Source organism: Desulfovibrio gilichinskyi (assembly GCF_900177375.1).
GTDB lineage: Bacteria > Desulfobacterota > Desulfovibrionia > Desulfovibrionales > Desulfovibrionaceae > Maridesulfovibrio > Maridesulfovibrio gilichinskyi.
In genome coordinates, this window is the sequence record NZ_FWZU01000002.1 from 262187 (window position 1) to 287630 (window position 25444).

General features: G+C 42.0%; 21 protein-coding genes and 1 pseudogene. 11 read left to right on the plus strand and 11 right to left on the minus strand.

Going from position 1 to position 25444, the window contains the following annotated elements:
- Positions 1-138: 138 nt before the first annotated feature.
- The 3 genes from B9N78_RS06115 (at position 139) to fumC (ending at position 5291) form a co-directional block, all read left to right on the plus strand.
- Positions 139-1863 carry a uracil-xanthine permease family protein gene (locus B9N78_RS06115; protein WP_085099917.1) on the plus strand — a complete coding sequence of 575 codons (1725 nt, stop codon included), beginning with the start codon at positions 139-141 and terminating at the stop codon, positions 1861-1863.
- A gap of 377 nt (positions 1864-2240) precedes the next feature.
- On the plus strand, positions 2241-3731 hold the full coding sequence (locus B9N78_RS06120) for a hypothetical protein (RefSeq protein ID WP_085099919.1): 1491 nt from the start codon (positions 2241-2243) through the stop codon (positions 3729-3731).
- A 171-nt stretch (positions 3732-3902) separates the two neighbouring features.
- The gene (gene fumC / locus B9N78_RS06125) at positions 3903-5291 is read left to right on the plus strand and encodes a class II fumarate hydratase (protein WP_085099922.1); all 1389 of its coding nucleotides are present in this window, start codon (positions 3903-3905) and stop codon (positions 5289-5291) included.
- Between the two features lie 42 nt (positions 5292-5333).
- Here the strand turns inward: fumC and B9N78_RS06130 are convergent, their stop codons facing one another.
- Positions 5334-6017, minus strand: coding sequence for a type 1 glutamine amidotransferase domain-containing protein (locus tag B9N78_RS06130; protein ID WP_085099925.1), 684 nt, complete (start codon positions 6015-6017; stop codon positions 5334-5336).
- Positions 6018-6259: 242 nt separating this feature from the next.
- Here B9N78_RS06130 and B9N78_RS06135 point away from each other — a divergent pair, with 242 nt between their 5' ends.
- Positions 6260-7765: an ATP-binding protein gene (locus B9N78_RS06135; RefSeq protein WP_170921381.1), complete on the plus strand. Its 1506-nt coding sequence runs from the start codon at positions 6260-6262 to the stop codon at positions 7763-7765.
- 46 nt (positions 7766-7811) lie between these two features.
- Here the strand turns inward: B9N78_RS06135 and B9N78_RS06140 are convergent, their stop codons facing one another.
- The gene (locus B9N78_RS06140) at positions 7812-9164 is read right to left on the minus strand and encodes a radical SAM/SPASM family putative metalloenzyme maturase (protein WP_085099931.1); all 1353 of its coding nucleotides are present in this window, start codon (positions 9162-9164) and stop codon (positions 7812-7814) included.
- A 229-nt stretch (positions 9165-9393) separates the two neighbouring features.
- On the opposite strand from B9N78_RS06140, the gene B9N78_RS06145 reads away from it, so the two are divergent.
- The gene (locus B9N78_RS06145; RefSeq protein WP_085099932.1) at positions 9394-9702 is read left to right on the plus strand and encodes a DUF6506 family protein; all 309 of its coding nucleotides are present in this window, start codon (positions 9394-9396) and stop codon (positions 9700-9702) included.
- Positions 9703-9768: 66 nt separating this feature from the next.
- Here the strand turns inward: B9N78_RS06145 and B9N78_RS06150 are convergent, their stop codons facing one another.
- Together B9N78_RS06150 and B9N78_RS06155 are read right to left on the minus strand one after the other, a co-directional pair.
- A complete protein-coding gene (locus tag B9N78_RS06150; protein WP_342743601.1) occupies positions 9769-10161 on the minus strand; it encodes a PaaI family thioesterase in 393 nt (130 codons plus the stop codon).
- A gap of 248 nt (positions 10162-10409) precedes the next feature.
- Positions 10410-11255: an aldo/keto reductase gene (locus B9N78_RS06155; protein WP_085099935.1), complete on the minus strand. Its 846-nt coding sequence runs from the start codon at positions 11253-11255 to the stop codon at positions 10410-10412.
- Positions 11256-11590: 335 nt separating this feature from the next.
- Here B9N78_RS06155 and B9N78_RS18440 point away from each other — a divergent pair, with 335 nt between their 5' ends.
- Entirely contained in the window at positions 11591-11725 is a 135-nt protein-coding gene (locus tag B9N78_RS18440) for a hypothetical protein (RefSeq protein ID WP_281248169.1), read from the plus strand.
- A 34-nt stretch (positions 11726-11759) separates the two neighbouring features.
- Positions 11760-11933: a hypothetical protein gene (locus B9N78_RS18255; protein WP_212637014.1), complete on the plus strand. Its 174-nt coding sequence runs from the start codon at positions 11760-11762 to the stop codon at positions 11931-11933.
- A 166-nt stretch (positions 11934-12099) separates the two neighbouring features.
- Here the strand turns inward: B9N78_RS18255 and B9N78_RS06165 are convergent, their stop codons facing one another.
- The 5 genes and pseudogenes from B9N78_RS06165 to B9N78_RS06180 all read right to left on the minus strand — a co-directional run bounded on the left by B9N78_RS06165 (position 12100) and on the right by B9N78_RS06180 (position 17751).
- Positions 12100-14079 carry a methyl-accepting chemotaxis protein gene (locus tag B9N78_RS06165; protein ID WP_085099938.1) on the minus strand — a complete coding sequence of 660 codons (1980 nt, stop codon included), beginning with the start codon at positions 14077-14079 and terminating at the stop codon, positions 12100-12102.
- 235 nt (positions 14080-14314) lie between these two features.
- The gene (locus B9N78_RS18540; RefSeq protein ID WP_425429856.1) at positions 14315-15661 is read right to left on the minus strand and encodes a methyl-accepting chemotaxis protein; all 1347 of its coding nucleotides are present in this window, start codon (positions 15659-15661) and stop codon (positions 14315-14317) included.
- Positions 15662-15688: 27 nt separating this feature from the next.
- Positions 15689-16627: pseudogene (locus B9N78_RS18545) on the minus strand (PocR ligand-binding domain-containing protein); the annotation flags it as partial.
- Between the two features lie 9 nt (positions 16628-16636).
- Entirely contained in the window at positions 16637-17263 is a 627-nt protein-coding gene (locus B9N78_RS06175) for a sulfite exporter TauE/SafE family protein (RefSeq protein ID WP_085099945.1), read from the minus strand.
- On the minus strand, positions 17260-17751 hold the full coding sequence (locus tag B9N78_RS06180; RefSeq protein WP_085099948.1) for a metal-sulfur cluster assembly factor: 492 nt from the start codon (positions 17749-17751) through the stop codon (positions 17260-17262). The genes B9N78_RS06175 and B9N78_RS06180 overlap by 4 nt, the downstream gene beginning before the upstream one ends.
- 251 nt (positions 17752-18002) lie before the next feature.
- On the opposite strand from B9N78_RS06180, the gene B9N78_RS06185 reads away from it, so the two are divergent.
- The 4 genes from B9N78_RS06185 to B9N78_RS06200 all read left to right on the plus strand — a co-directional run bounded on the left by B9N78_RS06185 (position 18003) and on the right by B9N78_RS06200 (position 21964).
- Entirely contained in the window at positions 18003-18737 is a 735-nt protein-coding gene (locus B9N78_RS06185) for a GNAT family N-acetyltransferase (RefSeq protein ID WP_085099951.1), read from the plus strand.
- A 135-nt stretch (positions 18738-18872) separates the two neighbouring features.
- Positions 18873-19505, plus strand: coding sequence for a TetR/AcrR family transcriptional regulator (locus tag B9N78_RS06190; protein ID WP_085099953.1), 633 nt, complete (start codon positions 18873-18875; stop codon positions 19503-19505).
- A complete protein-coding gene (locus tag B9N78_RS06195; RefSeq protein WP_085099956.1) occupies positions 19505-19825 on the plus strand; it encodes a hypothetical protein in 321 nt (106 codons plus the stop codon). Before B9N78_RS06190 ends, B9N78_RS06195 begins: the two co-directional genes overlap by 1 nt.
- A gap of 132 nt (positions 19826-19957) precedes the next feature.
- A complete protein-coding gene (locus tag B9N78_RS06200; protein WP_085099958.1) occupies positions 19958-21964 on the plus strand; it encodes a molybdopterin-containing oxidoreductase family protein in 2007 nt (668 codons plus the stop codon).
- Positions 21965-22024: 60 nt separating this feature from the next.
- On the opposite strand, the gene B9N78_RS06205 is transcribed toward B9N78_RS06200, so the two are convergent.
- Positions 22025-24217, minus strand: a complete 2193-nt coding sequence (locus tag B9N78_RS06205; protein ID WP_085099961.1) for a sensor histidine kinase — start codon at positions 24215-24217, stop codon at positions 22025-22027.
- Complete coding sequence (locus tag B9N78_RS06210) at positions 24214-25356, minus strand: ABC transporter substrate-binding protein (RefSeq protein ID WP_085099964.1); 1143 nt, start codon at positions 25354-25356, stop codon at positions 24214-24216. The genes B9N78_RS06205 and B9N78_RS06210 overlap by 4 nt, the downstream gene beginning before the upstream one ends.
- Positions 25357-25444: the final 88 nt, after the last annotated feature.

Sequence of the window (25444 nt, forward strand, 5' to 3'; positions counted from 1 at the left end):
AACAATAGACGGTCAACATGAAGAAAGAATGAAGAAGATCCCTTTCATCTTTAGCAACTTAACTACTTGACTTTTAGGTGATTTTTGTTTCTATATTCCATTGTGTTATAAAGTAAATATTTAAAATAAATATCATTTATGGCTGACAATAAAAGTAAGATAAGTACCAGTCCTTATTTCCACCTCATTACTGCGGTTCTCAGCCTGCAGCATATTATCATTGTTTTTGTCGGGATTATGATTGTGCCGGCCATGGTGGCTCAGCTCTACAGATTAAGTCCTGAAGAAACTCACTATCTTATCTTTATGACGACCCTCGGGGCTGGAATATCTACACTGCTCCAGCCATATAAATTCAAACAGTTCGGACTGGGAATGCCCATGTATATGGGGACATCAGGTGCGTTCATGGCCTGCGCCTCTGCGTCCTTAAATTTGGGAGGACTATCTCTCTTTTCAACATTGTCACTTATGTCCGCTCCGTTTCAGATTCTGTTTAGTTACGGCATAAGATTTATGCGGCACATCCTTACTCCCACTGTAGGCGGGGTAATAATCATGCTCGCTATAGCAGGACTTTTGAAAGATTCTGTAAATATCTGGATAGAGGCAGGCTCCGCAGGGCAGGCTGGTCTTTTGAATGTTATGATAGGGATGATAACCATTTTAATAATGATTCTTGTAGAATGGTTTGGAAAAGAGAAGCTAAGACCTTGGGGTCTTTTTATGGGGCTTACTGCTGGAATTATTGTCGAAGCTTTAATAGGCGGTGTCGATTTTTCCTCGGTTCAGAACGCGCCGTGGATTGGTCTTCCCCCTATGCATTGGCCTGAGTTCTGTTTTGATATTACCAACCTCGGGCACTGGACAGCGTATTTTACATTTATAGTTTCGGTTCAGGTCGCCAGCATTAAATATGTGGGTGATGCCATGGCCTTGCAAAGAGTGGTCAACCCCGGGCAGAAAAGAACTGATTTTGATGCAATTCAAGGCGGCCTTTATTCAAGCAGCGTGGGAATGGCTGTAACTTCCATCCTCGGCGGTATGCCTTCCACGTCACATTCAGCGAATATTCCGCTGATGGAGATGACCGGCATCGCAAGCAGAAAGGTTGCTGTAGTTGCTGCGCTGATGCTTATGGCCGTAATTTTTTCTCCCAAAACAGCCTACCTTTTTGATTCAATACCCGGTGAAGTTATCGGGGCGGTGGGCGTTGTGCTTGTGGCGCATCTTTTTGCCACAGGAGTGCGCATACTTGCCACAGAGCTTGACTACCGTAATGCTGTAATTGCCGGATTATCATTATGTTTCGGGATTATAGCTGAAAATAATTCGTTTTATCCCGACGCATTTCCTTTGTTTCTACAGCCGCTGACAACTAATGGTTTTGCCGTGGGAGGGCTGATTGCGGTTGGATTAACTATACTTACGCGCTTTAGCGTTAAGCATTCCATCCTTTTTTTTGTTAAGCCTGTAGCGGAAGAAATTGTGACCATACGCAATAAAGTTTCCTCCTTTTCCGCTCAATCAGGGATGAGTCTCAAAAGTTCCAATTATCTTGAGATAGCTTGTGAGGAAATTTTTGTTCACGCTCTTTCAGAACTTGAACAGGCGCAGAACCAAGGGATGGTCAGATATAAAATGCATATGTTGGATAACAAAATAAAAGTAGAAATTTCTTTCGGTGCACGGCTGAATAGTGATGTCGGGCATGTGTCGGAATCTGCTTGCAGCGTTTATAAAATGAGTGAAGAGGAACTTAAAAGCCTCGGGCTTATTCTTCTTACCAAAATAGTAAACGATATCACTCATCAGGACATGGGCCATTATACATACATCTGTTTCAATGTTCCGCTGAAATAGATTGAAATTTTCATGTGCATTATGTTGGTGATAAAATCTAAAAGATGATGAAGGCCGGCCAGACACTACTAGCTGACCGATGTCGAAGATAAGCATATGGGCCTAGCGACCCCACAACACTCGGAACACAGTACCATGTTTACTTGTGATTAAAGACAACATCAAGCAGCAGCAACGGCTGTAAGAAATAATTATAAAGCCCCATTCCCAAGCTGCTCACCAAGGAGAAATTTCGGTAAATCTTTATATCGGAATTTAGGATAACTGGGCGGCAAGATGAAGTTGTCGACTCAATTGAAATGAATATTAAAACAGGAAAATTTAAGCTTATTATACCCCTCGGTGCTTAGCTTGATCTAAAAGGAATAATTAGCTTTATGAAGATCTTTGAAAAATCTGAATGCTTTAGGTTAATTTTTTTAAATATTTTGTTGATTTTCTTTTTGTCAGGATGTTGGGAAGGTTCTTCTACTAGTGACAGTCCACTGAGCACTGCCGATATCAACCTGATTTTTGTGGTAAGTTCAGATTTAGTTTACAACGCTCCCGGTGATATTCATGCAGATACTGCAAACCTTACCAGTCAGGGATTGCAGCGCGCGCTCCGCATGGGCTCGTACCTGAAAAACAACGTGCTGGGAAAAGAAAACGTAACCAGCATTTACGCGCTCTCGCCGATGACTCATTTGCAAACTGCAAATAACTACCCGGACATGGCCGCCATAGGGTCAATACAACAGTTTGCCCTTCTTAATAGACATACTGTCGCCATCCCTGCTGCTGCCGGATATTCTTCCTATACTGCTAACAGTTATCCCGTTAATGCCGCATATGGAGACGGTTCTGTACCTGGCGGTGTTGCTGTTCCCGCTAAATATTGTCCTGACTGCATCGGGCTTGATTTCAACGACATGAACGATAATAACGTTAGTATTGCAACCAAAATTATTTATAATAATAACCCCGGATTTTATGTTTTTTCTGCTCCATGGGAGATTGTCAGTACACTGATGGATAAGATTAATCGGTATCATTCATTTGATCTAAATTTACCGATAACTTATATCAGTCCAAACCTTGTGTATGTAATATCCATCTCACCAAGTGGAAATGCGCGTCTGATAACTTACGATAGTAAATTTGACCCTCCTTCCGCATATCCGGAACTTCCAGAGTCGGTTGTAAAAGCTCCATGTTCATACTCACAGCAAGCTCATTCTATAATTTCACTGAATGCCGGGGATCCTGGTATTACTATTCCTGCTGGTATCAATAAAAGTGAGACTGTTTATCTTGTCCGGCATGCAGAAGCACATCCAGATTCGAAGCATATTTTTGAAAACGGCAACTTTGTCGGGGCAGGGCAATGGCGTGCGCTTGATCTCTCCGATGCTTTATCCGGTAAAATAAGTCCCGATATGGTTTACTCATGCGACCCTGCACAGTGGTATTCAACAAAGAGTATCAATCCATCAAATTATATTAATGTATCGTACATTAGGCCATCATTAACAGTGTGGCCTTATGTTGTGGCCCACAATTTGCCTTATTATTTGGTTTCCAGTTTCTCACTTTTAGCTTCGAATCAGGGAACGTTAGCCAGCAATTTTTTGTTTACAGGAGGTAAATTATCCAATCATAATATATTGTTCGCGTGGGAATCTTCAAGGATTAAGCCGATAATAAATGCGCTTCTAAGCAGCTACGGCGCAAGCGGTGCCACCCTTCTCGATGAGAGTTGGCCAAGTTCAGATTACAATACCATCTGGACTGTGACGATTGATGCAAGCGGTAATCTCACAGTGGAAAATGCGCAGTGTGAAGGTATTGATTCCGATAAGCTGCCGGAACAGGCTCCTCAATTTTAACTTTTAAAATTTAATGACAGTAATGATGTCTGTGTGTTTCCACTGTCCCGATAAGACTGACGAGCATCGTCAATAAAAGGTCGGCGGTGAAACTATGTCATTCTTTTCCTCATGGACCTTCGCCTGCTCCACATGTATAAGATAGATTCATCTAACGCTTGGAGAACTCATATGACGGAATTTCGCATCGAGAGTGACAGCATGGGCGAGGTCAAAGTTCCAAATGATAAGCTCTGGGGGGCACAGACTCAGCGCAGTCTTGAATATTTCAGTATAAGCAGCGAGCTCATTCCTTGTGAAATGATTAATGCCTACGCCATTCTTAAAAAAAGTTCGGCTCTGGTTAATTTCGAGGCAGGGCAGCTTTCCGGTGAGATCAAAAATCTGATCGTCACAGTTTGCGATGAGATTCTGGCTGGAGGTCACGCCGACATGTTTCCCTTACATGTTTGGATGACAGGCAGCGGCACTCAGTTCAACATGAATGTCAATGAAGTTATTTCCAACCGCTGCTCACAGCTTGCCGGAGAACCACTTGGTTCGAAGAAACCTGCCCATCCCAACGATCATGTGAATATGTCCCAGTCGTCCAACGATTCTTTCCCTGCGGCTATGTGTATCGCCGCGGCTATAGGCTCGGCGCACAGTTTACTGCCGGCCTTGGAAAATCTTCGTCAGGGACTGGATTCCAAAGCCGAGGACTGGAAAGAGATCGTCAAAATCGGCCGCACCCACCTTCAGGACGCCACTCCTTTAACTCTCGGACAAGAATTTTCCGGTTACGCGGCTATGCTGGAAGATGACGCTACGCGCATTTATCCAGCCTTGGAAGGTGTTTACAGACTGGCTCTAGGCGGCACGGCCGTGGGAACAGGCATCAATGCCGCTCCGGGGTTCGATACAGAGGCCGCAGCCAAGATCGCGGAACTTACGGGGTTGCCTTTTGTCACAGCTCCAAACAAATTTGCCGTTCAGGGCAGTCATGATGACCTTGTCCATCTTTCCGGAGCTCTTCGTACTCTGGCGGTATCGCTCTACAAGATCGCCAACGATATAAGGCTTCTCTCCTGCGGTCCGCGCGCCGGATTTTACGAGCTGATCATCCCCTCCAACGAACCCGGCTCATCCATCATGCCAGGCAAAGTCAACCCGACTCAGTGCGAGGCAATGGCAATGGCAGCCGTGCAGGTCATGGCTAATGACGTGGCTGTAGGCATGGGAGGGGCGGGCGGTTATCTGGAAATGAATGTCTATAAACCGCTCATGATTCACAACATTATGCAATCGATAAGAATCATGTCTGATTGCATGAATAATTTCCGCAAATATCTTGTGGACGGCATGGTCCCCAACAAAAAGAAAATCGCCGATTATGTGGAATGCTCGCTTATGCTGGTAACTGCTCTCAGTCCGGTCATAGGGTATGACAAAGCTTCAAACATAGCCCATCACGCCATGGAGAAAGACCTTTCGCTAAGGCAGGCAGCTCTTGAACTGGGGTATGTCAGCGAGGCCGAATTCGACCGCATCGTCGATCCTGTGAAAATGACGCATTCATGAGTTGTCAAGGCTTGTAGATGGCTCTTATGCTACTCGGCTTCCTTATTTTACGCGAAGCTTTTTAATAATTTCATTCGCTACCGCTTCAGATGATGCAGGGTTCTGTCCAGTCACAAGGTTACCGTCAATTTCAACATAGCTGGCCCAATCCTCTCCTTTATTATACAAGCCCTGATTTGCCTTGAGCATATCTTCCAGCAAAAACGGAACAATATTTGTAAGTTGTACAGCTGCTTCTTCACTATTGCTAAAGCCTGTTACTCTTTTACCTTTCACCAGCGGAGATCCGTCTTCCTGCTTTGTATGCCGTAGAACTCCTGGAGCATGGCAGACAAGTCCTAACGGTTTATCTTGTCTGGAAAAAGTCTCTATAAGCGAGATTGAAGTTATATCTTCGGCAAGATCCCAGAGGGGGCCGTGACCACCCGCATAAAAAACGGCATCGAAATCCGAAGGTTTGATGGAACCGAGCAAGTGAGTGTTTGCGAGTTGCGTTTGTGCTTCAATGTCTTTACGAAATCGTTTTGTGGATGCTGTCTGAGAATCAGGTTCGTCGCTTTTAGGGTCCAAAGGAGGTTTTCCACCTTTAGGAGAAGCGATGGTGACTTCCATGTTATTGTCTTTGAAGATGTAATACGGGGCAGCAAATTCTTCCAGCCAGAAACCTGTTTTAAGTCCAGTGTCTCCAAGTTTGTCGTGGGATGTAAGGACCATCAAAATTTTCATATTAAGCTCCTTTTTTGAGCATTATTTAGTGGTTTTTCGCTATATACTTTTTTTGTACTATATCTACAAAAAAAACTATACATGGTTTCCGCTTAGATTTATATACTACGCGTGACTTTTGGTGAATGTTTTGAAACATAAATAATCCATAAATTACAACATTGATTTGAATATTTTGAGTGCATCGGACATGAATCTGGGAAGATTTGTTAATGCAGACCGAAAAAGGATGTAACAGTTTTATGACAACGAATGATAACACTGATATGGTGAATTTTGAATTTTCTGTGGGCATGGAAATACCATATGAGATTAGATTTTTAGGTCTTGCCTTGGAGTGTATGACTGAATTCTTCGTAGGAGCAGGCTGTGTTTCGAAGGAGTCAAAAGAGTTGCGTCTGGCTCTCGAAGAAACTTTGGCGTTTTTAATTCGTTCGTATCCGGGGTCAGAGTCTTGGGAGCGAATACGTATGGAGTTTCAGCTCCAGACTGACAGCATAGCCGAAATATCCATAACTAATGCTGGACCACCAGTGCATCTGGACCGGATACCTAAGCATAATCCTGAAAATCCAGAGGACTCGGACGGCCTGTGGTACTTTTTGGCCAGCAAGGTCGTTGATGAACTCTCGTTTAAGAATCAAGGCAAAAACGGGTGGCTGGTAATCATCCGTAAATCTTTGTCCGAGGTGTTATTTGAAAATAGGACTCCTGCCAATGATTCCGGAGATATTTCCGCGCCGAAACGATCATTTACGACTAGATTGGCCGTTCCGGATGATGCCGCCGCGCTTGTAGACCTGACCTATGACACGTATCGGTATTCCTATCCGTCTGACGATTTTTACCACGTTTCCAAGCTGCGTCAGGCATTGGAAAATCGTGAAATTATATCCATTGTGGTTGAGTCGGAAGGTGCTCTGGTTGGAAACTCTTCTTTGGCCTTCTTCCCGGAAACGCCTCGTTGCGGGTATTCCGGCTCTTTAATGGTCAAGCGGTCTTTTCGGCAATCGCGGGCAATTCTCTATCTATTGAAAGAAGTTAAAAAATATATTTCCAATAGTTCCGAAGAGATAGATCTTTACTATGCGACGACAGTCACAACTCACACAGGCTCTCAGAAAGCGGGGGTTAAAACTGGATTTTCACCACTAGCTCTGCTTTTTTCAATATGCACGGAGGTTGATCTCCGCGGCATGAAAGTCTCAAGCAACGATCGAATAACTTTTCTCCTTTGTGTCTGTTTCACCTCAAGTCCGAAAATGCCGGTGGTGTACTTGCCGGAACGGCATCATGCTGTCATGTCAGGCTTGCTCGCTCAGGCCGGATACAATTCCATCTTGTCGTGTGAAGAGGTTGCACCTGTTGATGCGCATTCTGGGTTAGCCGTAACGGAAGATGACGGGGAAAGCTGTGCTTATATTGAGTTAAGCAGGCTGGGGCTTGATTTTGTGGAACGGATACAAAAAAGGATATTCGGATTGAAAGCTAAGGGTATGCAGGCTGTTATTGTTCTCATTCCTGCTTGGCGCCCAATACCGCCCGCTCTCGATCAAGAGATGGCTCGTCTCAATGCTTTTTTTGGAGGCATAAAGCCTGTGTCCGCCGAAGAATGTTATCTTGTTTATTGTACACTCTCCAGAACAGTTGATTTTGATAAAATACGCATCGTGGATCCGCTGGCCGAGAATCTTAAGGAACATTGCCGTATTCTTTATCAAGAGGTCTTGGTCGAAGATCCTGAGTAATTGTTTAACAGAATCGTTTGCAACAGATACGCTGCTTGAAACATGATTAAAGAAGACATTGGAGCCCGCCCATAGCCCAAGGACAGTGTCCGCATGGAACCTGCGCACCCAGACAGTCTGTTTCAAAATCATAGGATTTTCCGGTGATATCATCACAAGGAACAATCGGGCAGTTTGAGCAGTAGGGGTAGGCGTAATCAAGCACTTCACTGCGGAATTCAGAATACTTGGCTGATCTCCATATTTCTGCAAAATCATCCTCAGCAAGATTGCCGAACACCCATGGCTTGACCAGTTTTGCACTTCCGTCCATTCTGCAGGAATAACCGTGCCATAGGAATTGGCAGGGGCTTACATCTCCTTTCGATGTAACAAACGCCGCGCCGTCTTCCATAAAATGGCAACTCAGATCGTCTCTTGCCATCATATCCGGCATGCGCAGTTCGATACCCAGTTCGTCCGCCTGTAATTTTGCCTGTGCGCAAATTTTATTTAAATTAATTGCTGTGGAATTATACTTGTTTTTGCTCCATTCGAGCAAACTGCTTAGATTAATCCATATGTTATTTTTCTGGGCTTCCAGTTTCATTTTTTTAACCATGTCGACAAGCTGTTTGTCCGCGGCAGATTTTAAAAATTTCATGGAAATATTGTTGTAGTTATAGATATCAAGGCCCATCTCAAGAATTCTGTTTTGCCATTTCTCAAAAAGCGTAGTGGCACTTAGCGTATTGTTATTAAAAAGAGATTGCTCTTGCATTGTTTCTCCATGGGCTAGAACATGTGAGCAAACCATGAAATTTGCGCCCTGCTGCGCTGCCCAGCGGACGACATTCGGCAACTGATCAACAGAATCCTTCATAAGAACAAATTCGACGCCGAGATTTAGTTCGCGCTTATATTTTATACCGGAATTTTTAAGAAGTGCAAAACTGCTGGCAAGTCTGTCTACGCTTGATTGCCCGTGAATTTCAACAGACTTACCATTTTCGCTTTCAAGCGAATCAACTGAAATGCAAAAAGTATCCGCCCCTGCATTGACTAATGAATCAGCAAGATTTTCCGTAAGCAGCAAACCGTTTGTCTGGAACCCTATCCAACTTTTCTCGGGCATGTTTTCCCGTGCATATGCTACCATTTCAGATAACTGAGGATGGAGCAAAGGTTCACCTATTCCATTAAGAACCAGTCCTTCGCAATGTTCAAAGGCGGGTTTCAATCTCTTGAAAGTTTCAAAATCAAGGTCTGCTTCAATGATATCACTTTCCGGTGCATATTTAACACACATGGAGCAATGCATATTGCAGCGGGTGGTAACTTCGATCTGCATTTTTGAAGGAAAGGGTCTTAGTGCTTTGATATCTGTTGTCTTTGCAACTTCAAAATCAATTGTTGTCATTCTAAGCTCCGAAGAAGGGATAGTTGTTCAGATTGGGGCTATGTATATGCAATTGTAGACATGTTAGACTACTGACAAAACAGAGTCGAGGATATTATGCTTAAAGGATCTTCCATGCCTTCCCGTTAGGTCCGTGCTCCATTTTTTATTGCGCTTTATATTGTTCAGTATAATAATTACCATCATGTATTATAACTAATTAATTTAACTGTAATAAAAAGGAGATGTTATGAGTACGCCACTTAAAGCCGCTTTTATTTTTGTCGCTCCCGGCGGTGATCCTGAAAAGCACAGAAACTGGGTTGTCACAGAAGGAGTAGAGCTTCTTGCGATTGCCGTCAGCAATTATGAGCAGGCCGAAATTTTAGCTCCTGAACTTGTAGAAAAAGAAGGCATTGTCGCTATTGAGCTTTGCGGCGGGTTTGGATCAGTCGGCACTGCGCGTGTCGCGGCTGCAGTAAATGTGCCTGTAGGCGTGGTCCGTTTTGATATTCATCCCGGCTTAAATAATGTCAGCGGGGATAAAATTTTTAAATAATAAATTTCATACGCGCAAGAGTCAGTCCGCAATGTCCGGCTCTTGCGCGTGTGGAAATTTTTTCAGTTAAGCGTTTGCCAGCACATGCTGTTTAGTGACAAAGCAAGTGAACATGCCTGTAAATACAAGTTCATCTTTACAAAAAACTTCCACTTGCACGAGATGTTTGCGTTCCGCAGGAGTTGTGTCGTGAGCTTTGGCAATAAGTTCATCCGTGACACGGGTGGGTTTTAAGAACTGAGTTTCCGCCGATGCTAAAACGACATTAGGCTCATTGACTGCAAGCATTGCCGCATAATCCGCCATCCCGAATATGAATCCGCCGTGAACCAGACCGCTTGTGTCTGCTTCCATGTTTTTAGTGCATATTAAGCGAACTTCACATCGTCCTTGCTCTAGCAAGACAGGTTCGCCGCATAACGATTGATCAATCTTACCGTGTGTTTTTATTTCCAGCATTTTATATTCCTTTTTATCAGATTAGTTAACGTTCTCAGCCTGTTTAATGATCTTGGCTAAACTAAGTATCGGCTGCAATTTTTAAAGTTTACACGAAAACTGAGATTAGGGTTTTTATAATAATATATTTCAGTTTTAAAGTTTGAAAGTTGTTTTTATTCTATTGTTTCTCTACAGTTGCAGGAGTTAATTTACGCCATGAAAAACGAAATCAAAGTATTGTTGGTGGATGTTTTTGCCCGCTCCCGCTAAAATTCCTCATGCAACGCAGGATGCCGATCCTGCCTGCGTCCGTCAGGTTTTGCCAGCGAGCAGATTGCGGCTATGTCCTCAGGTGTTAGTTCAAAGTCAAAAATTGATAGATTTTCAATCTGCCGATCATAGGAAGTTGATTTTGGAAGCGGAACAGCATCCAGTTGTGTATGCCAGCGCAGGATTACCTGTGGTACAGTTTTTCCGTATTTTTCACTTATTTCTTTGATGACAGGTTCTTGCAAAACCTTGCTTGCTCTTCCCAGTGGACTCCATGACTGGGTGACAATGCCATGCTCCTTATGCCAATCTCGCAATTTTTGCTGCGGGAAATATGGGTGCAATTCCACCTGATTGGTGACTGGCGTTACTCCAGTTTCATCAATTAGTTTTTGCAGATGTTCCGGCAAAAAATTGCAGACCCCGATACTGCGGATAAGACCACGTTTTTTTGCCTCTATAAGAGCCTGCCATGCCTCGACGTATAATCCCAGCCGCGGGATAGGCCAGTGGATCAGATACAGATCGAAATAATCAAGCCGCATCCGGTAGAGCGACTCTTCTATAGTATATAAAGCTTCAGCATACCGATGATGGCGACCGGGAAGTTTTGAAATGATATACAGTTCTTCGCGGCTCACTCCGCTTTCTACAATTGATTTCCCAAGTGTTCCTTCATTTTCATATTTGAAAGCAGAATCAAGCATTCTGTATCCTGCTTTGATTGCACTTACTATGGAAGCAACTCCCGCGGAACCGTTCAGCATATATGTTCCAAACCCTAAAGCCGGCATAGTTGATTGATCATTTAAGACAATATTCGGAATGAAAGAGTTTTTCATAATATTTTTATCCCGTTCTATATGGTTTAAAATTAATCATCAAATAACGAAGCTTTAATGCCCATCATAGGGCACCTTTGCGCTCACATCAAGTCAATGGGAATTATATACACCATACAATTAAATCTCGCGGTAAATAATAAAATTATCCTGAATCTGCCGATGTTAGGGTCGTAACATAGTTGAAAATCAGGCTTGAGCAGTTTTAGTTCTTGATACCATTTCAGGGTGGAGTTATCAGGTAGCTTGTTCACTTTAAGCAATAAAACTTATTAAAAATTGTGAAATATTCTAACGGGAAAATATTTAAATATTGCATGGATGCGGAGTTTTGAATGAGTGTTGAAATGTGGTTGATGTTTTTTCTTGCATACTTAGTGACTACTTTATCACCGGGACCGAATGTTTTGCTCGTTCTGAAAAACAGCATACAGCTCGGCTGGAGATCAGCGTTTACCACAGTTTCTTGATTTAAATCATCCAGCTTATGAACAGTTTTCGATAATGTTTGTAACGATTTGCTGTATAGTAGCAGTTGTTCATCTCGGTTATTCTTTCTTAATCGCTTACTTTGGCAAGCGTTTCTCGCTTAAAGATTTTGAACATAGAGTGAATAAGGTCACCGACGGTCTTTTTGTGGCTATGGGTGGCGGAATACTTTTGAGCAACCGGGCATAAAAATATAGTTGATAACGTGTATGTTCGATTAATCGGACTGAATTAAATAGTTAAAAAAAAAGAGTTCCCGATCAGAAGATTATTCTTATGATCGGGAACTCTTTTTTTATTGCAATAGTAATAATGCTTTAATTGTCAGAATCTTGTACATAATGATTAGTTGAATCTAAAAATGATCGAACTCGTTTTCGCTCATGTCTATTCCAATATTTCCGCTTCGCGAGGTGAGCACGTCTGCCACGGTATTAGATGCATAGTGGCTATGCTGTTCGTTCATGCGGAAATAATTTACATTATCTGCTAATTGAGCAGCCTGTGCATACAGTTGTTCTGATGTAGAAGCCATTTCTTCCGCGGCAGAAGTATTGGCTTGGATCACTTTATCCAGTTCTGAAACAGCTACTGCAACTTGGTCCGCGGTATTGGAAAGCTCATTGTTTGTTGCTGCTATTTCCTGAATCATTTCTGAAGTTTGTTTAATATCCGGGAGTATATCGCTAAGCAAAGTTCCGGCACGTTCTGCCACTTGTACGCTGGAAATCGAAAACTCATGAATTTCTTGTGCTGCCGATCCGCTTCGTTCAGCCAGTTTGCGAACTTCAGAGGCTACCACCGCAAATCCTTTTCCATGCTCTCCGGCGCGGGCTGCTTCGATAGCAGCATTAAGAGCGAGTAGGTTGGTTTGCCGTGCTATCTCTTCGATGATTTTGATTTTATCAGCGATTTCTTTCATCGCTATTGCGGTCTGGTGGACAGCACTGCCGCCTTCTTCCGCTTTAACGGCTGTGCGCGCCGCAATCTGGCTTGTCTGCTGTGCGCTGTCGGAGTTATTTCTGATAGATTCGACCATTTCTTCAATGGAGGCTGTAACTTGTTCTGCAGAAGCGGCCTGTTCCACGGCACCCTGCGAAACTGATTCTGATGTGGCGGATAGCTCTTCACTTCCGGCGGAAACGCCTGAGGCTCCGTCTTGAACTCCGCCTACGATTTCACGCAGTTTGTCTTTCATAAAATTAAGCTGCCGGGCGAGATGGCCTGTCTCGTCGTTTGCAGTGATATTTATGGATGCGTCGAGATTACCATGAGCTATTTTTTCGGCAAAGGTTACACTTGCTGTAAGAGCGTTGGTTATCAGCTTTGTGATCAGATAACCAATGGTTGTTGATAAGATAATTACGCAAGCCAGCAAACCGAGAACTATGATTCTGGCATCGGAATAAGCTGTATGTGCATTATCTTCAGATATTTTTTTATTAGGATCAATGGTTGTGTCCATGATCTTCGTCAGTGTCAGGAGCAGATCAGAAGTTTCAGCTTCAACGGTGGTGTCTATTTCTTTAATTTCTCTTAAATGCTCTGTTAATTTTTCACCCTCTTTGGTGTATTCGACTAGGTCAGACTCAATTTTGTCAGCAGCTTTTTCCATTTCAGGTAATCCGGAAATGGTTTCACGCCATTTTAAAAGACCTTTTTCAGCTTTCGCCAGAGCATTGACATAATCTGTCAGTGACTTTTTTGTACCAGCTGCAATATAGTCATGTGAGGCCGATTTGAGTGCTAATACATTTGTAATAACATCCTCGTTCATAACCATGTCCACTGACGACCAGTGAATCATTTCCCCTATATCTGCTGATTGTTCTGCTTTGGCTTTATGCGGGTCGATGATGTCGGCCATAGTCGTTTTCAGAAAAGATAAAATATCGTTCACAAGGCCATCCCATTTAGTCTGGATGTCTATCACTTCTTTTTTGACTGTTGCTAACTGTGTAGACACGTCATTAATTTTTTTAATGTTTTCCTTAACTGACGCGGATCCTTTAATCAGGTCCGGTTGTCCGGTAATGGTCCGGTCCCATTTATTAAGACCTTTTTCGATGTTGTAAAAAGTTTTTGCTAGATTCTCCGCATCAGCCTTATTTCCTCTGAGGGACATAACAGTCATGGCTTTATTTAAAACTAAAGCGTTTTCCACTACAGCTTCATTCATGACCATATCAACATTACTCACAACCATGAAGTTCTGCATGGCAGAGTATACAGTGTTTATGGAATTTATTCCGACGTATCCGACGATTGCGGCGAGTAAAGTAACTATAAAAAAGCCACTTCCTATTTTCCGACCGACAGTCATTTTAATTTGCATTGTATCCCCTCCCCGAGGCTATGCGTATGGTTAAGTAACTATCTGAATGTTATGTATCTTAATTTATAATTAGTAGTTTTTGCAATAAAATTGTATGTCACATAATTGTCATGTGATTTTTATTTGACTGTTATATATAAATGCCCTTTTCAATATAACATTGAAAAGGGCATTCATGCGTGATCCTTGTGAATATTTATATATAGAAATATTCGATATTATATTGTGAATTGCATCATTTTTTCATGTCAGTAACGAGATCTTCTAATTCTTTAGTCAATCCTGCAAGTTCCTTAATGTCTTGAGATGCTTCATGCATAGCGGATGCTGTTTCCAGAGAGGTTGCGTTAACGCTTTCAATAGCACGGGAGATTTCCTCTGTAGTGCTGGCTTGTTCTTCCGAAGCTGTTGCAATGTTTTGAGCCTGAGAAAAATTTCTGTCCGAAATTTCCAAAATGATTTTAAGAACATTTCGAGCTTCGTTAGCCATCGTGGTTGAGCTTTCCACTTCTACTCTGGTTGTTTGCATGTGGCTGATATTATTCTGTGTTGCTGTCGTAATGGCAGAAACAGCCCGTGTAACTTCATCAGTTGCCGACATGGTCTTTTCGGCAAGTTTGCGGACTTCGTCAGCAACTACTGCGAAACCTCGTCCTGCTTCACCGGCCCGTGCTGCTTCAATGGCTGCGTTAAGTGCCAGCAGGTTGGTCTGGTCGGCAATATCTGAAATTACGTTCATAATTGAATGGATGTCCCCGACTTTGTCACTAAGGCCGTCAAGTTCCTTTTCAAGTATCTTGAACTGATCATCGATGGAGCCGATAACTTTCTCAACATCTGACATAGCTTTGTTTCCTGAAACAGCCTGCTCGCGGGCGTTTTCAGCATCTGATGCTGCAATTGCAGCATTTTGAGCAACTTCGGCGACAGTTGCATTCATTTCGGTCATAGCCGTGCTGGTTTCTGTCGCCAGCTGTTGTTGTACTTTTGAACCTTTAGATACTTCGTTTATCTGGCTGTTCAGGTTTTGAGCGGCGAGTGCGACTCTCGTGACAATTTTTTCCATTGTGTTGGCCGCTGCGAGCATGCCTTCTTTCTTGGCATTTTCTGCTTCATGCCGAGCCTCATCTGCTTCAAGCTTAGCTTGCTGGGCCATTTTCGCACGTTCATGAGCTTCATGCTGTTCATGCTTCATGCCTGCAAATGTTTCTCTAAGCGTATGATGCATTTTTATGATTGCCAGATAAATACCTTTGGCTGTTTTTTCATCCGGGAAAGAAATATTCTCATCACTTTTGGATATTCTGGAAGCAATATCGGCGATATCGTTAGGATCCCCACCAATCTGGTTGGCGATGATTTTTCTGTTATACATTATTATAAACAGGCTGAGACCCGCGAGGAGCAGGATGCCCATCAACATCATTATTTTGATGTTTTCTAAGGATGCGTCCATCCTCTTCTGTTCTTGAGCGCGTTTTAGTTTTAAGTCTGTAACAAATGTTGCAAGCTGAGTCTGAGCATTATCCAGAATCTTTTTACCGACACCTGAATCCAGACGTTTGATAATCTTAGACCACATCAGATTTACGTTGCCTATGGCTGACTGGCTGTTGGCTATCAGCTGGAGGAAATTGGCCGCACTGTCGACCTGTTCGCGCGGTAATACAGGAACTTCTGCCACCGCTTTTCTCATCTCTATGCGGTCGATGCCGAGTTCCTCAGCTATTTTATCAAAGTTGTCGTAATCCGGCGGGCTGGTAAGTATTTGTCCGCCAAGCCATGATCCTATCTGTACACCGTCAACAATGATAGGAACTCCGAAATCAACCAGTCCGGCATGGCAGGAATAAACGTATGGATTACCGGTTTCTTTAGCCACTTCACCGCCCTTGGCATCATTGGCTGCACACCTGAGAGCTCCTTCTTTGTTCGGTCTGATCAGGCCGAAGCAGAAACTGCTGAACTCTTCAAAACTCTGTTGTTTAAGCGGAGTTCCGTCTTTTTCAACAATAAGGTTGGCGATGCCTGTCATTTTTGAAAAAAGGTGCTGAAATTCTCTAAGCATTTTGGGAGAAAGAACTTCCTCTACTTTGACTATTGAATCTTTCGCTTTTGGATCGATGTTTTTTGCGCGTTCTTCCGGTGTCATGTCCAGACGTTTGCGGTCTGCTATGGAAGGTTCCGCTTCCTGAGCGTACCAGTCCTGCATTAATTTTTGGGATTCGGCGAGTGGTACTGAGTCCAGCCCGACTTTAGAACTTAATGCGACAGCTTGCGTGGTCAAAGTTTCGAATTTGGCCTGTAATTTTTTGTACGGTTCAAGGTATGTCTGTTTTCCTGTCAGCATGTAGTTTCGTACACCTGCTTCAATTGCATACATTGAACTTTTTATTTCACCGGTGACTTGGATGAGTTCTATTGTTGTCGCTTGTTTTTCATTTTCATTCAAATAGGAACTCATGACATTCAAAATGTAGCCACTTCCAATTAGAACTAAAAAAAGAATCGTGACGTTGCCGACAAGTAGTTGCGTTTTGAATTTCATTCTCCACTCCTAATAAACAAGATACTGTTTTAAAAAAAGAAATGAGACACCCCGATATATAAAAAAACAACCTGTGCAAATGCACGCCACCCGTGCGAGTTGTTTTAAAAAAAAGGGATTGAGCCGTATGGCTGCTAAAGAAAACGGTAATACATAAACGGACGTGGCCAGAAAGAAGAAGAAAAAAAACATAAGCCCCTGTAGTGGACTCCCTTTTTCCATAGCCACGCTTACAGCAAGTAAAATAGGAGGGCACAGCACAAGGCTGTTTAAAAAACCTGCAATAAAGATTGTTTTTTTTGTACCAAATAACATTTTTTTTCCCGGACACTTTTTTTTCGTACAGCTGTAAAAAGTCTGGGCGATGAGCAGGACTCCTAATGCTATTTGAGAAATGGAAAATACCGCATTACTTTGTGCGAAACTGTCATGACCTATGCGACCTGCAAGCCCTGCCAGCGTGCCGAGTGTTCCGTAAGCAAGAAATCTACCCGCCAAAAAAGTTCCTACTTGCCGCAGTCCTGATTGTATGCCTTTTTGCGGTGATGCAAGGATTAAAGGAGCTAAGGTCGGTCCGCATGTGACCATGCAGTATAGTCCGGCAGAGGCCCCGAGGGATAGAGCTTGAATTATCACTCACTTCCCCAAAGTTGTTTGCGGCCTTCTTTTGTCATACGCGAAGGTTTCCATCTTGTTTTGGTATCTACAATAACCGTGTTTTTTTTATTGGGAGCTGTTTCACTTACTGTTTTGCGAATATCCGCAATAAGATCTTTTATGTAAGGGCAAAACGGAGAGGTCAAAATGATAGTAATAGACAGCGTCTCGGTTTCATCAGGACACTTGATTTCTTTTATTAATCCTAAATCAACAATGTTAATATTAAGCTCCGGATCGTTAATCTTTTTTAGAGCTTGAAATATGTTTTTTTCGCATTCAGTTGCTGTAAGCTGAGAAGTGGATAAATGATGTTTTATAGTTTGATTTGTTGAATTTTGCTTAAAATCATCAGCAGTGGCAGATGTATATGAAGTAACGAGAAAAGAAATTGCTAATGTAAAAATAACAATAAATACTAATGTGTTATGACTGGTTATAATGGGCTTGTAGTTACATGAATGCATTTAAAAAGTCCGTTGTCATATATTTTTAAATTAAATTTATTTAAGAAACGATGTTATTGGTTTAATAAGATTTTATTATAAATTTATCAAACAATAATTTACTTTGCAGTAATTGAAAAAGATAAATTAATGATGACATACAGAACAGATTGCAACGATTTCAAGTTTATTTTTTGTAAGTGAAGTTGTGCTTTATAAGTTGTAACGATAGATGCGAACGAATTGTTCGTTTCAATAATGGGAGACTTACAATGGATAGTGAAAAGTTAAAAAAAGGAAATATCGATAATCTGACAACACTTTGGAAAAAAATGGGGGCGAAGGCACAAGTAACTACAGCGCAAGTAGTTTATTACTTAGCTTCAAGGTGGCCTAACCGATGTTGGTTTGACTGGGATACAGATTTTATTAGTGGCATTAACAGTGTGTTGGATGTTCTCAGACCAGATCAAATAGTGCCTGTATGGGATAAATCTGGAAATAAAATAGGTAAACGTGAGCAGGATCTGATAGATAACGGGTTTGGCATAATGCTTGAGCAGACTGCCATGGTTTTGAGCGCAAATGATTTTCCAAAACAGGATTCATCGGTAAATAATATTAAATTGGTCAGTTCCACTGAGGATATCGAAAGTTGGGTGAGTGTTGGCAGTAAAGCTTTCGGATATCAGATTGACCCGCATGTTATAAGTAAACTTGTTTCTGATGATGATATAAAACTATTCATATATTATTGTGAGAACACACCCGCCGGCACTGCATTGCTCTGCAAAACATCCGAAGTCATCGGAGTTCATCAAGTTGGCGTGGCACCTGCGTTTCAGGGGAAAAGAATTGGTTCTTCTTTAATGAAGTATCTGATTCCAGTGTGCAAGGAATGGCAGGGGGAATTTATCACCCTGCAAGCTTCAGCCGCGGGTAAAGGACTTTACGAACGTCTCGGTTTTAAACCTCAATTTATGATTAGAAGCTACCGCCGTAAGTAATATAAAATTTTAGAATGTTTCCTGTAGGAGTTTTATTTTTTAAAAGTTGCCGTTGACAATTTTAAAAATGAACTATAAATTCATTTTTATAAATGAATTATATATTCATTTTTAAACAAGGAGGAGGACATAGTTATGGTTCAAGTTTTGAAAGACAGTGTTCGTGAGCAAATCTTCATTGCAGCCGAAGAACAGTTTGCAAAAGTCGGATTCAAGAAAGCTACTATGGGTGCAATCGCTCAGGCAGCAGGCGTCGCAACGGGAACTATCTATAAATATTTCAAAACTAAAAAAGAATTATTTCAATTAATAATTACAGATGATTTTGTAGAAGAGTTTTCATCTTTGACTCGTAACAGAGTCGCAGCCTTTGCGCAGTCGGAAGGGCTTAGCTTAGGTCAATCTGCAATGACTGGAGAGGCAGGTGAACTGTTTCGATTTTGGATTCGCAATCGACGTAAAGTTATAATAATTTTGGCGCGGGCAGAAGGCTCTAAGCATGAAAAGTTTGCGCAAAAATACATTCTGAATATGACAGCACAGACGATAGAACAGGCTCGGCAGCAGTTTCCTGAGATGAATATAACTAATACATTTCGTTTTATGGTGAATAAAATTCTCACTGAGTCTGTAAGAGGAATTGTTGCAATTTTAGACAACTTTGAAGACGAAAAAGCAATTTGCGAAGCATTTGCAGCCAGTACTACCTATCAGCTTGCCGGCATAAACGCTTTTATTGCGTGGAGTCAGCATCCCGGGAGGTTCTAATGAATGGTTTTGATATGATGGCTGAGGCAAAAATGCGTCAGTGGGAGAAAGATAAGAAAGATGGATGTAAATCAGCATCCGTAAAAGATACTGTTTCAGTCAGCTCTGGAGAGTCGCTGGAAAAGCAGCTTTATGCGGATATAAAGAGACTCATAAAACAGTCGTTTCAGGCAGGCCCGGTAGAGCAGAAGCAAATGCTGAAGGAAGCTGAAAAATTGCAGATACAGTTGTCAGCAAGGCTTGAACGCAGTGGTTACAACAATATATCCAAATATTTTTCTGACGAGATTAAGAAGTTAAAAGCAGGTAATTCAGAATAGTATTTTTCAAATTAAAATTCAGAATAAAAAACAATTGCAACAATTAAATATCTGGGTGAAAACTTTTGTGCGATTGGGGCCTGATTTGTGGAACCAATTGTCATATAATATAAATTAATCCGGATTTGAAGAATGAAAATATACAAGACAATTTGCCCCTATGATTGCCCTACCTCTTGCGGTCTTTTAGCTGAAAGCGATGGTGAGCGAATATTAAAAGTTAAAGGAGATCCTGCTGACCCTGTCTCGCGCGGCCTGATCTGCCGTAAGATGCAGCGTTACGAAAAATCCATACATTCACCTGATAGAATCGTTACCCCGCTTAAGCGCACTGGCGATAAAGGATCTGGGCAATTTTCTCCCATTTCCTGGGATGAAGCGATCAGTACAATCACGGAACGCTGGAAACTGGCTTTGGAAGAGTCCGGGCCGGATTCGATTCTGCCGTTTTATTATTCCGGTGTTATGAGCCTTATCCACCGTAATTGCGGTGATGCTCTGTTTAATAAAATGGGAGCCTGTGCACTGATAAAGACGCTTTGTTCATCGGCTAAAAGTGCTGGGTATGCAGCCGTTGCCGGAAAGACGGGGTGTCTTGACCCGCGTGAGCTGGCTGACAGTGATTATTATATTGTATGGGGCAGCAACATGAAAGCCACACGGCTTCAAAGTATGCCTGATATTGTCAAAGCGCGTAAGCTTGGAAAGCGTGTCGTGCTCATTGAATCATATGCTAAGGAAATGGAATCTTATTGTGACCAGGTTGTTTTGGTAACTCCGGGGACAGACGGAGCGTTAGCTTTGGCTATGATACATGTGCTGGTAGATGAAGGACTGGCTGATTTAGATTTTCTGCAAAGAGAAGCAGAAGGATTTGAAGAATTCAAAGAGACTCTTGGAGTATACACCCCGGTTTGGGCCGAAGATATTACCGGTGTACCTGCCAAGGTTATAGTTGATCTTGCACGGGAGTACGCAGCGGCATCAGCCCCGGTTATTATTCTGGGCAGCGGTAATTCCCGCCACGGAAATGGCGGCATGACCGTACGGCTTATCACAATTTTATCATTTTTTACCGGCGCATGGTCCCGCGCAGGCGGCGGGATGTGTGGATGCAATACAGGCAGCGGGCCTTATGTTGATTCAGACCGCATTGCTCGGCCGGATTTGCGTACTAATACAGCCCGTAAAGTTAATATCAATATGCTCGGGGCAGCACTGAACGGTGAAGATGGCAAATCTCCCATACGCTGTCTGCACGTATACGGTAGCAATCCTGTTGGTTCTGTTGCCGATCAGCAGGGGATTCAAAAAGGATTACTTAATCCTGAAATTTTTACTGTGGTGCATGAACGTTTTATGACAGATACCGCTCGTTATGCAGATATTATTCTGCCTGCTACATTTTCAGTTGAGCAGTCCGACTGTCATAGTGCATACGGGTATTGCTCATTTGGAACGGCATATAAAATCATACCGGCTCCGGGAGAATGTAAAAGTAACTGGGATATCTTTTGCCTGCTTGCCAAGGCAATGGGGTATAACGAAGACCATTTCAACAGGACCGAAGAAGATCTTCTGGGTGAATTGCTTGCGCATCCTTTGTCCGGTTTGCAGAATATTTCAGACGATGAGTGGAAAATATTGAAAAACGGCGGAGTGATCTCTACACCTTTTGCTGACCACACAGACTGGAAAACTCAGTCCGGAAAAATTCAGATCATCAATAATAAGCTTGAATCACCTATGCCTGAATATCAGGAAAATTACGGGAAGAGTCATCCTCTCCGTTTAATAGCAGCACCAAGCTCCGAAACCTTGAATTCAATTTTTCTGGAACGTGATGAACTTATAGACCGCCGCGGCCCGATGACTTTGTCAATGCATACTGATGATGCAGCAGCACGCGGGATTGTAGATAAAGATTCTGTTCTTGCATTTAATGATATGGGAGAAGTCGTTTTCACCGCCATTGTGACTCCTTTGATTGCCAAAGGAACCGTTGCAGCTACAGGTATATTTAAAACGAAACAGTCTGCAAACGGGAATCTTGTAAACACTCTGCATCATGAGAGGCTCTCTGACATTGGTGAAGCTACTACTTTGAACGATAATACTGTTGATGTCCGCAAGGTTTGAATTGCTTCAGGTCTGTCAAAAGTAGAAGGGCTTATTAATTAAAGTTAAATGTGCAGACTGTCAGGATTGTTTTTTAATCCCTTGGATAGGAAGTATGATTGTAAATTTGGCTCCGTTGCCCGGTGTTGATTCCACTGTAAATGTTCCACCGTGATTCTGGGTTATGATGAAGTAGGAAACAGAAAGACCGAGTCCTGTTCCCGCTTCTGAAGTTTTGGTCGTGAAAAAGGGGTCAAAAACTCTTTTTCGAATTTCTGGGTGTATGCCTGGGCCGTTGTCTTCAACTTCAATGGCAATATCTGAACCATGTGTTCTGGTTCTGATTGTGATACAAGGACCAGTACCTGAAAAACCGTGTATGGTCATGGCTTGCGCCGCATTTTTTAAAAGATTGAACAGAACCTGTTCAATCTCCGTTCTGGAACACATAACGTCAGGAATGTTGTTGTCGAAATCTTTAACGATCTTAATATGAAGGAAATCATATTTCTTTTTAAGATCGTAATCTTTTGCTGCAAGTTTGAGTGATGCTTCAATTAGGTTTTTGATATTAACTGTTGTGAGTTGTTCCTTACCTGGTTTGCTGAATTCCAGCATATTCGAGACTATCCCCGCAGCCCTTGCTCCGGAATCTCTGATTCCTGTGATTATTCCATTGATTTTTCTGACCGTTAGGTATTTCTGCAAACTTTCCAGCGTGCATCCAGCTTCGTTTGCTGCTTTAACATTAGCCTGTATCTTAGTGGAAAATCTGCGTTCTAAATTTTGTGCCCCCTGCATAATACTTCCAAGCGGATTATTTATTTCATGAGCCATCCCGGCTGCCAATCCGCCTACAGACATCATCTTTTCAGTTTGAACCATAATTTCTTCCATGCGGACGCGTGAAGTTACATCATCCATGCGCACAACAACTCCTTTCATCTCCGATCCAAGCAAAGGGAATATTGTAATGGTGTATAAATTGGGGGATTTTATGGAGACTCGTCTTCCTTCTAATGTGTGAGATTTTTTGTTTTTCAGGGATTCATTGATGGCATTGTATATTTCTTCATGACCGGAGAAAAAGATTTCGACTTTTTTACACGCAATTTCTGTTGCTCCTTCTCCGAAAATTTCAAGAGCTTTTTTGTTATATTCGCAGGCCATCATGTTTTCATCGACCCAGATTACTGCCGAGGGCATTGAATCTATTATGTTTTGGAAAAAAGTTTTTGATATCTGAAGCTCCTGTTCACGGGCTTTAACTTTTTCAGACATTGCATCAAAAACTTCTCCAAGCTCATTTAATTCTAAAAATTCACTTTCTTGTGAACTGTCAGTAGGATACTGCCCCTTGGCGACATCAGACAGCTTGTTAATGTAGTCTGTCATCGGCGAGATTATTCTGGTTTTGAATTCATTTCGCAGGGCAATCATAAGCACTAGGAAAAAGCAGATTATAAGTATGGAGACTAATAAGCCCAGCACCATGACAGGTTCTAATATGTATGCTGCAGGGCAGGCTACAAGGATTTTCCAACCTGTCCTCGGTATATGCGAAACTGTTCCATAATAAAATTCCCCGTCAGTTTTATAAAATTGTCCTTTGCCGGAATTGTCCACGTTTTTAAAAATATTAAGCGAGCCTACATTGGATTGAGTGCGAACTTTTTCTCTATCAGGGTGGACTATAAGATTGCCGTAGGAGTCAGTTAAAATAATGATTCTATTGGTTGAGAAGAAACCGTAAATAAACTTTTGGAGCGCATCTAGACTGAGCTCAGCAACAATTTTGCCTCCGTTGTCAACGGGGAGACTTATATAAACAACAAGTTTTCCGGAATTCGGGGAAATTATAGGTGAAGTAAGGACATGTTTATCATGCTCAATATTATTAAAACGAATAGGAAAATCGACACCTTCGATACCCTTGGGAGCAACCGCAATAATGTTTTCATTACGATCGAGCAGTATAAGACGTTCAAATCTGCTGAATTTTTTGTGAATTCCTTCAAAAAAACTCCGTTTTTTCGAAATGTCTTCATTATCGCTGATTATTGCAGCGGACTGTAAAACATCCTCTGCACCGTCAATATAAAAGTTTACGTTTTGTGATAGCGACTTTGAAAGTTGCATGATTTCACGTTCCATTACCTTTATTTGATTAATCCCGATAATGTAGACAATAAGCATACTCGTGAGCAACCCAGGAACAAGAATCCATATTATAAGTTTTTTTTGGAAGATTTTTGTAAGAGAAGCTTTGCTCATTTTTTGCCTCTGGAAACACTGACAAATGTACCATTTCTAACTTCTACAATATGCTTTGTTCCTTCAACATCTCCAAATTCATCAATCCTGAATGGGCCGACTATACTTTTTTTAAAAGTTATGCTGGGGAGAACTTTGGCTAATCCTTTAGTACTGCCGTCGTTTCTTTTGACGGCTTCTGCAAAAACCATAACTGATTCGTAACCGAACGCAGCCGCAAAATTTGGAGGCCAGCCGAATCTTGCTATAAAGCTCTGTTTAAAATTTTCATAGTCATGGTTGCTAATATCTTCAGCAAAATGAACTGAAAAAATAACTCCTTCTACACTTTTTCCACCTGTCTGGATAAGTTCTTTAGTGTAACCCCACATGCTGCTGAGAATTGTCCATCCTGTCTTATCTAGTTTTGAGTGCTGAGCAAAAACGGCTAAATCTCGGGCAGCAGTTACTGCTATAATAGAATCCGGGTTTAGCTTTTTCAGCTTATCCATTATTGTTTTCCAGTCTACAGGGCCGCTATATGAACTGAAATCTACTTCCCCTACAATTTTGCCTCCATTTTTAGTAAAAAATTCGACAAAAGTATCCTTATAAGGTTCAGCAAAAGGTTTGTTTGAGCGGTCCCAGAGAACGGCTACTCTTTTTTTACCAAGTGTTTTAACAGCGTATTCAGCAAGACTCTGGGATAAATTAGTGAGAGTCGGGATTACTCTGAAAAAATTATCGTTTATACCTTGTATTAGGTTGGTAGAGGTAGTGGGCGAAATAAATATAACTTCATTTTCTTTGATTTCTTTAATGGCGGCTAAGGATTGACTACTGGTCATGTGACCGAAAATTACTGAAACTCCGGCTTTGATGAGCTCGCGGTCCGCTTTAACAGCACCTTCGCTGGTGTTTTCATCATCTCGGATAAGGAGTTCCAGTTTACGTCCGTTAATTCCTCCGTTTCTATTAATATCTTCAACGGCAAGAGTTACACCGTTTCTACCTTGAACGCCCAAATCGGAGTATTTTCCTTTTAAAGAGCCGGAAAAACCTATTCGGATAGGATCTTCCGAGCATGAACATAAGAATAGGCAAAGAAAAATCAAAATAAAGAGAACTCTTGGCAACTTCATATTGCTAAAACTGTCCATTGAATTTCTCCGGCTGTGTTGATTTGTGCTTATGGTTATAAATATATACTAAAATATATGAAAACACCAAGCACGAAGATAGTTTTTG